The 7694-nt window shown below is 67.4% G+C and carries 7 protein-coding genes; 3 read left to right on the forward strand and 4 right to left on the reverse strand.

What is annotated here, in order from left to right:
- From ACEN88_RS19845 to ACEN88_RS19855, 3 genes are all read left to right on the forward strand, one after another.
- On the forward strand, positions 1-1712 hold a 1712-nt coding region (locus ACEN88_RS19845), incomplete at its 5' end, for a CocE/NonD family hydrolase (RefSeq protein ID WP_413342288.1).
- A 313-nt stretch (positions 1713-2025) separates the two neighbouring features.
- A complete protein-coding gene (locus ACEN88_RS19850; protein ID WP_413342298.1) occupies positions 2026-3606 on the forward strand; it encodes a M28 family peptidase in 1581 nt (526 codons plus the stop codon).
- Positions 3607-3710: 104 nt separating this feature from the next.
- Positions 3711-5495, forward strand: coding sequence for a DUF885 domain-containing protein (locus tag ACEN88_RS19855; RefSeq protein WP_413342290.1), 1785 nt, complete (start codon positions 3711-3713; stop codon positions 5493-5495).
- On the opposite strand, the gene ACEN88_RS19860 is transcribed toward ACEN88_RS19855, so the two are convergent.
- The 4 genes from ACEN88_RS19860 to ACEN88_RS19875 all read right to left on the reverse strand — a co-directional run.
- On the reverse strand, positions 5487-5969 hold the full coding sequence (locus tag ACEN88_RS19860; protein WP_413342292.1) for a hypothetical protein: 483 nt from the start codon (positions 5967-5969) through the stop codon (positions 5487-5489). The two genes, ACEN88_RS19855 and ACEN88_RS19860, sit on opposite strands and share 9 nt — an antisense overlap.
- A complete protein-coding gene (gene def / locus ACEN88_RS19865) occupies positions 5966-6502 on the reverse strand; it encodes a peptide deformylase (protein WP_413342293.1) in 537 nt (178 codons plus the stop codon). Before def ends, ACEN88_RS19860 begins: the two co-directional genes overlap by 4 nt.
- Positions 6499-7389, reverse strand: a complete 891-nt coding sequence (gene galU / locus ACEN88_RS19870; protein WP_413342295.1) for a UTP--glucose-1-phosphate uridylyltransferase GalU — start codon at positions 7387-7389, stop codon at positions 6499-6501. The genes def and galU overlap by 4 nt, the downstream gene beginning before the upstream one ends.
- Positions 7390-7406: 17 nt before the next feature.
- Positions 7407-7694, reverse strand: a 288-nt coding sequence (locus ACEN88_RS19875) for a BRCT domain-containing protein (protein WP_413342297.1), incomplete at its 5' end; no start/stop codon positions are given.

A 7694-nucleotide genomic window follows, 5' to 3' on the forward strand; every position in this document is an offset into this window, starting at 1 on the left:
GCGCGGGCGTGCGGGCCGAGGGCGAGCTGCACTACGGCGAGGACTGGTTCCCCAAGCAGATCGGGCCGTCGAAGGAATTCGAGGACGCGGGCTACATCTTCGTGAAGCAGGACGTGCGGGGCCGCTACATGTCCGAGGGCAGGTGGCAGGAGATGACGCCGCACGTGAACCCGCGGCGGGCCGCCGGCGAAGGCCAGGAAAGCCAGGACATGTACGACACGATGGAATGGCTGCTGAAGCACGTCCCGAACAACAACGGCAAGGCCGGCATCTACGGCATCAGCTATCCGGGCTTCTACACGTCCGCGAGCATCATCGATTCGCACCCCGCGATCAAGGCCGCGTCCCCGCAGGCGCCCGTGACGGACCTGTACATGGGCGACGACTCCTACCACGGCGGCGCCTTCATGCTGGCCGCGAACTTCGGCTTCTACGCGTCGTTCACCGAGCAGCAGAACCCGACGCCGCTGCCGAAGACGTGGGCCGACTTCGACTACGGCGCGGCCGATTCGTACGACTTCTTCCTCAAGCACCGCACCTTGACGAACATCCTCGGCACGCTAACGGACAAGCAGCGCGCACTGCTCGCGCCGACGATCGAGCACGACACCTACGACAGCTTCTGGCAGACGCGCGCCATCGCCCCGCATTTGAAAAACGTGAAGGCGGCCGTGCTGACGGTGGGCGGTTGGTTCGACGCCGAGGATCCGCAAGGTCCGTTCACGACCTACCACGCCATCAGGAAGAACAACCCGGCCATCTTCAACGGCCTCGTGATGGGCCCGTGGGTGCACGGCGGGTGGGCGCGCAACGACGGCAAGCAGCTGGGCCGCGTGTCGTTCGACAGCAAGACGGGCGAATACTTCCGCCAGCACATCCAGTTCCCGTTCTTCGAACAGCAGCTCAAGGGCGTCAAGCCGGCGCAGCCCATCGCGGAAGTGACGGCGTTCGAGACCGGCTCCAACGTGTGGCGCCGCTACACCGCCTGGCCGCCCGTGCAGGCGAAGGCGCGCACCCTGTACCTCGGTCCGAACGGCACGCTGACGTGGCAGCTGCCCGCCGCGGGCGCCGGCTTCGACGAATACGTGTCCGACCCGAACAAGCCCGTGCCGTACATCGGCTACCCGGCCACGTCGGTGCCGCAGGAATACATGGTGTCGGACCAGCGCTTCGCCGCCACGCGCCCGGACGTCCTCGTGTACCGGAGCGAGGTGCTCGACGAGGACGTCACGGTCGCGGGGCCCGTCACACCGAAGCTGTTCGTGTCGACCACCGGCACGGACTCGGACTGGGTCGTGAAGCTCATCGACGTGTACCCGGCCGAGTATCCGGCCGGCGAGCAGCCGCCGCGTGGGAACGGCAACGACGTGGCGCCGCCGCGCGGCACGATGGCGGGTTACCAGCAGCTCGTGCGCGCGAATCCGCTGCGCGGCAAGTTCCGCAACGGCTTCGAGCACCCGGAACCCTTCGTGCCCGGCAAGGTCGAGGCGATCAGCTACCACCTGGGCGACGTCAACCACACCTTCCGCCGCGGCCACCGCATCATGGTGCAGGTGCAGAGCTCCTGGTTCCCGCTCGTCGACCTGAACCCGCAGACGTTCGTCACGATCCCCAAGGCGAGGCCGGAAGACTTCAAGGCGGCCACGCAGCGCGTCTACCACGCGGCGCAGACGCCGTCGGGCCTGCAGCTCCTCGTCCTGCCGGCGCACTGAGTCCGGCGTGATCCGCGTGCCGAGGGCCACCGCGCCCGTGGCGCCGGTGTTTCCGCACCCAGATCGTCATTTCCATCAGTTAAAACTTGAACAAGTTCCAGAAATTGATGCAAAATGACGGCGATGTGCGGCCTCGACAATGCCACCGCACGCCAACCGAGGAGCGGCCGTGCTCGTTACCGACACCCTTCCATCCAAGCGCCCCGGCGCATCGTCGGGTAACGGGCTGCGCTGGCTGGCCGCCGTCGTCGTCGCGATCCTCATTGGCCTGGCCACGCTGCCGTTCCTCGCCAGCCGCGCGGCCGACACCACGATGGACGCGCTGCAAACCGCCGCGGACAAGCAGCGCGTCTACGACCGCCTGCTGGACCTGCTGACCGACGCCGAGACGGGCCAGCGCGGCTACATCATCACCGGCGATGCCGGCTTCCTCGATCCGTACAACGCCAGCGCCGCCGCGATCCCTGCCGCCGTGCGCGACCTGAAGCCGCTGGCGGACGGCGGCTACCGCCAGAAAGTCGAACTGGTCGGCCAGAAGACGCTGCCCGGCAGCACGCTCCGTTTCGTGGCCGGCGGCCGGGTGCTGCCCGTCACGTTCGGCCACGACGTCGTGTTCGGCAACGCCAACGGCAGCGCGGCCACGCGCGTGTCGGCGCCCCTCGTGTTCGTCGGCTACGGCATCGACGCGCCCGACGAACGCTGGAACGATTTCCTGGGCGCCGACGTGAAGGGCAAGGTGCTCGTCGCGATGGTCAACGATCCGCAGCCGACCGGGGCGGAGCCGGACCGCTTCGGCGGCAAGTCGCTCACGTGGTACGGCCGCTGGACCTATAAATTCGAGGAAGCGGTGCGCCAGGGCGCGGCCGGCATCCTGCTGATCCACACGACACCGTCCGCGTCGTATCCGTGGAGCGTCCCGGTCAACAGCTTCTCGCACGAACAATTCCACCTGGCGGGCAAAGGCAACGCGCTGCAGGGCTGGATCAGCGAAGACATGGCGCGGACACTGCTCGCGGCCAGCGGCCAGGACCTCGACCGCCTGCGCGCCGCCGCCGAAGTGCGCGGCTTCAGGCCGGTGCCGCTCGCGGCCAGCGTCGAGGCCGACGTGAAGAGCGCGGTGCGCACTGTCGTCGAGTACAACGTGGCCGGCATCGTGCCCGGCACCGATCCGAAGCTGCGCGACCAGGCTGTGATCTATTCCGCGCACTGGGACCACCTGGGTATCGACCCGGACAACGGCAAGCCGGACCACATCTGGAACGGCGCCATCGACAACGGCTCCGGCACCGCGGCCCTGCTCGCGATGGCGCAGGCGGCGGTCAAGCGTCCGGCCAGGCGCACGCAGATCTTCCTGTGGCCGTGCGCGGAAGAACAGGGCCTGCTGGGCAGCCTGGCGTACGTGCGCCATCCCGTGTGGCCGCTGGCGAAGACCGCGGCGGACCTGAACCTGGACAGCATGAACTTCGTCGGCCGCACGCGCGACATGGGCGTGGCCGGCGCCGAGCGCAGCTCGCTGTACGCGACGGCCGCCACGGTCGCGAAGGCGATGGGCCTGAGCCTGGCCGCACCGGTACCGGACCTCGGCGGCGCCTACTTCCGCGCCGACCACTTCAACTTCGCCAAGGCCGGCGTCCCCGCGTTCAACGTCGGCTCGGCCGTGTTCTCGGGCGACGGCCATTTCGATTTCGAGCACGACCAGTCCGCGGAAGGCGCGAAGATGCGCGCGTTCACGAAGGACTACCACCAGGTCAGCGACCAGTACGATCCGGCCTGGGACTTGTCCGGCATGGTGCAGCAGGCGCAGTTCACCCTGAACCTCGGCTATGCGGTCGCGAATGCGCCGACGATGCCGACCTGGAAGGCGGGCGAGGCGTACGGCAAGGTAAAGCGTTGAAGGGTTACCAAAATGCGACTGGCCTGCCGTGATATGGCCGGGTAATATCGCGAGTTGAGGCAATACCCCGCCTCCGCTCACGACACCTCGACCACAGGACCACCATGAAGCAGACCTTGCTCGCCGCCGCCCTTTCCCTCGCCCTGTCCGCGCAGTTCGCGCCGGTCGCCGCCATCGCCGCACCCGCCGCCACGAAAACGGCGTCGAAAGCCGATGCGCGTTTCCAGGCCATCTACAAGGCCGAGTGGCAGTGGCGGATCAAGCAGCGGATCGCATGGGACGAGGACGAGCCGCGCGACGTCCGCGACGCGCTGCCGAAGGTCGACGCGCACACGCAGGCGGCGCGCCTGGCGATGTGGGAAGGCGTGCTGCGCCAGCTGGACGGCATCCGCGCGGCGGACCTCTCGCGCGCCGAGCAGGTCAACTATGCCGTGTACCGCGCGCAGATCGCCGCATTCGTCGCCGCGCAGCGCTTCCGCGAATACGAGCAGCCCGTGAACGCGGACAGCGCGTTCTGGTCCGACATCGCCTACATCGCGCGCCGCCCGCTGAAGAATGCGGAAGAATACCGCGCCTACCTCGCCCAGCTGGCCGACCTGCCCCGCTACTTCGGCGAAGAACTGGACAACATGCGGGCCGGCCTCGCGCGCGGCTTCACGCCGCCGCAGGTGACGCTGGCCGGCCGCGATGCGCCGCTGCTGAACATCGTCAACGCGAAGGCGCCGGAAGAGACGGTGTGGTACACGCCGTTCAAGGAGATGCCGGCGACGATCCCGATGGACGAGCAGGCGCGCCTGCGCACGCAGGGCGTCGCGCTGATCGACAGTGCCGTGAAACCCGCGTACGCGCAAGCCCTGCAGTTCTTCCGCGACGAGTACGTGCCGAACGCGCGCACGACGCTGGCGGCGGAGCGCCTGCCGGACGGGAAGGCGTACTACCAGTCGAAGATCGTCGAGTACACGACCACGGACATGACGGCGCAGCAGATCCACCGGATCGGCCTGTCCGAGATGGCGAAAATCCGCGCCGAAATGCAGGAGACGATGGTCAAGGCCGGCTTCAAGGGCGACCTGCCCGCCTTCCTCGCTTTCCTGCGCAGCGATCCGCAGTTCTATGCGAAGACGCCGGAAGAACTGTTGATGCGCGCGGCGTGGATTTCCAAGAAATTCGACGGCAAGGCCGACCAGTACTTCGGCTACCTGCCGCGCCGCCGCTTCGCCATCGTGCCGGTGCCGCCGGACCAGGCGCCGTACTACACGTCGGCGCGCGGCGGCCCGGGCATCTACCTCGTCAACACGTACAACCTGCCGGCGCGCGCGCTGTACAGCCTCCCCGCGCTGACCTTGCACGAATCGGCACCGGGCCACGCGTTCCAGATGCCGGTGGCGCTGGAACAGCAGGGCGTGCCGCCATTCCGCCGCGCGTACATTTCCGCGTACGGCGAAGGCTGGGCGCTGTATTGCGAGCGCCTGGGCAGCGAGATGGGGATGTACGAGACGCCGTACGAAACGTTCGGCATGCTGAGCTACCAGGCGTGGCGCGCGAGCCGCCTCGTCGTCGACACGGGCATCCACGCGCTGGGCTGGACGCGCGAACAGGCGCAGGCCTACATGCACGACAACACGGCGCTGTCCGACCACGAGATCCAGACGGAGGTCGACCGCTACATTTCCTGGCCGGGGCAGGCGCTGTCGTATTACCTGGGCGAGATGGCGATCGTCGAGTCGCGCCGGAAGGCCGAGGCGGCGCTGGGCGACAGGTTCGACATCCGCGCGTTCCACGACACGGTGCTGCAGCTCGGGGCCGTGCCGCTGCCGGTGCTGAAGGCGCGGATCGATACGTTCATCAAGGACGGCGGGAAATCGCCGTATCCTCCGACGTCAAAATAACTTGACCTTCAGCTGCACCGAGATGCCGCCGTACAGACGATCCTTGTACGACGGGATCACGCCGACGTTCACGCCCACGCGCTGATACTCGTACGTAAACGTGGGCACGACGGCCGGGAACCAGCCGCGGTCGCGCATCTTCGGGTACCCGTCGAACATCGCGATCGCCGCGCCGAGGCGCACGGGGCCCAGCGCATACGGCTGCCACAGCACGCCCGCGTAATTCGAGTAATAGCGGTCGCTGTTGACGAAGCGCCCCGCCGCCGCGGCCATCGTGCCGGAGAAACGGTATTCGAACCCGAGGCCGCGGTTGCCGCCGTTGAGGTTCTTGTCGCGGTCGAAGTGGTACGTCGCGAAGCCGCTGTCGATCCACAGTTCGCTCTTCGGATCGGCGTCGATCTTCGTGAACAGGTCGTCGGCATGGGCGCCGGTGCCGAGCAGCGCCAGCAAGGCGAATAGAGAACGCGTTTTCAATCGTCGGCCTTCGGATCGAGATCGGGGAACATCACTTCCGTAAAACCGAAGCGGGTAAAGTCGCGGATCCGCATCGGGTACAGGATGCCCAGCAGGTGATCCACCTCGTGCTGCACGACGCGCGCGTGAAAACCGTCCACGTCGCGGCTGATCGGCTTGCCGTACTGGTCGACGCCCTCGTAATGCAGGCGCGTGTAGCGCGGCACGCTGCCGCGCAGGCCCGGCACCGACAAACAGCCTTCGAAGCCCTCTTCCATTTCTTCCGACAGAGGCTTGAGCACCGGGTTGATCAGCACCGTCTCCGGCACGGCGGGCGCGTCCGGGTAGCGCTGGTTCCTGCCGAAGCCGAAGATCACCAGCTGCAGGTTGACGCCGATCTGCGGCGCGGCCAGGCCGGCGCCGTCGACGGCGTGCATCGTCTCGAACATGTCGGCAACGAGTGCGTGCAGTTCGGGCGTATCGAACTCGCGCACGGGCTCCGCCACGCGCAGCAGGCGCGGGTCGCCCATTTTGAGGATCTCGCGGATCGTCATTTCGGCAGGTCCGCGCACAGGTGCGTGAGGAATTCGCGGTAGCCTTCGGCCGTCTCCGGGTGCTTCATGCCGATGGCGGCCGTCGCCTTCAGGTAGCCCAGCTTGGAGCCGCAGTCGTAGCGCGTGCCGGCATAGCGGTAGGCCAGCACGCGTTCGCGCGACATCAGCGACGCGATGCCGTCGGTCAGCTGGATTTCGCCGCCGGCACCGGTCCCCAGGTTTTCCAGGTGTTCGAAGATGGCGCCGGACAGCACGTAGCGGCCCACGACGGCCAGGGTCGACGGCGCATCCTCGGGCTTCGGTTTCTCGATGATCCCGGACACCAGCTCCAGGTCCGGACGGTAGGCGCGCGCGCTGACGATGCCGTACTGGCGCGTGTTCGCGCGCGGCACGTCCTGTACGGCGAGCACGCTGCACTTCTCGTACGCGTACAGGTCCGTCATCTGCGCCAGCACCGGCTTGTGGCCGTCGGCCGTGTCCATGAAGTCGTCCGCGAGCAGCACGGCGAACGGCTCGTTGCCGATCACGGGACGGGCACACAGCACGGCATGGCCCAGGCCCAGCGCGGCGGGCTGGCGGATGTAGATGCAGTTGACGTTCTTCGGAATGACCTGCTGCACGAGCTTCAGCAGTTCCTGCTTGCCGGCCGCTTCCAGTTCCGATTCCAGCTCGTAGGCCTTGTCGAAATGGTCTTCGATGGCGCGCTTGTTGCGTCCCGTGATGAACACGAGTTCCGTGATGCCGGCGGCCACGGCTTCCTCGACCGCGTACTGGATCAGCGGCTTGTCGACGATGGGCAGCATTTCCTTCGGCTGCGCCTTGGTGGCCGGCAGGAAGCGGCTACCGAGGCCGGCGACCGGGAATACGGCTTTCTTGATTGCGGTCATTGTGAAGCTCCGTCTGATTATTGAGTTGAATTCTGTGCGCCCAGCAGGGCCAGCAGGCCCGCCTCGTCCAGCACGGTCACGCCGAGCTGCTCGGCCTTTTCCAGCTTGCTGCCCGCCTCCGCGCCCGCGACGACGTACGACGTCTTCTTCGACACCGACCCGGACACCTTGCCGCCCGCCTGTTCGATCAGCGCGCCCGCGGCATCGCGCGACATCGTCGGCAACGTCCCGGTCAGCACGAACGTCTTGCCGGCCAGCGGACCGGCCGCGTCGACGGCATCCTGCGGCAGCAGCGCCAGCAGCTC

The sequence above is a fragment of the Massilia sp. CT11-108 genome (genome assembly GCF_047302915.1).
GTDB lineage: Bacteria > Pseudomonadota > Gammaproteobacteria > Burkholderiales > Burkholderiaceae_D > Telluria > Telluria orientalis.

Excerpts from the sequence above, each read along its gene's own strand:
- def (WP_413342293.1), bottom strand. The coding sequence starts at position 6,502 with ATGACGATCCGCGAGATCCTCAAAATGGGCGACCCGCGCCTGCTGCGC.
- ACEN88_RS19850 (WP_413342298.1), top strand. The coding sequence starts at position 2,026 with ATGGACGCGCTGCAAACCGCCGCGGACAAGCAGCGCGTCTACGACCGC.
- galU (WP_413342295.1), bottom strand. The coding sequence starts at position 7,389 with ATGACCGCAATCAAGAAAGCCGTATTCCCGGTCGCCGGCCTCGGTAGC.
- ACEN88_RS19855 (WP_413342290.1), top strand. The coding sequence starts at position 3,711 with ATGAAGCAGACCTTGCTCGCCGCCGCCCTTTCCCTCGCCCTGTCCGCG.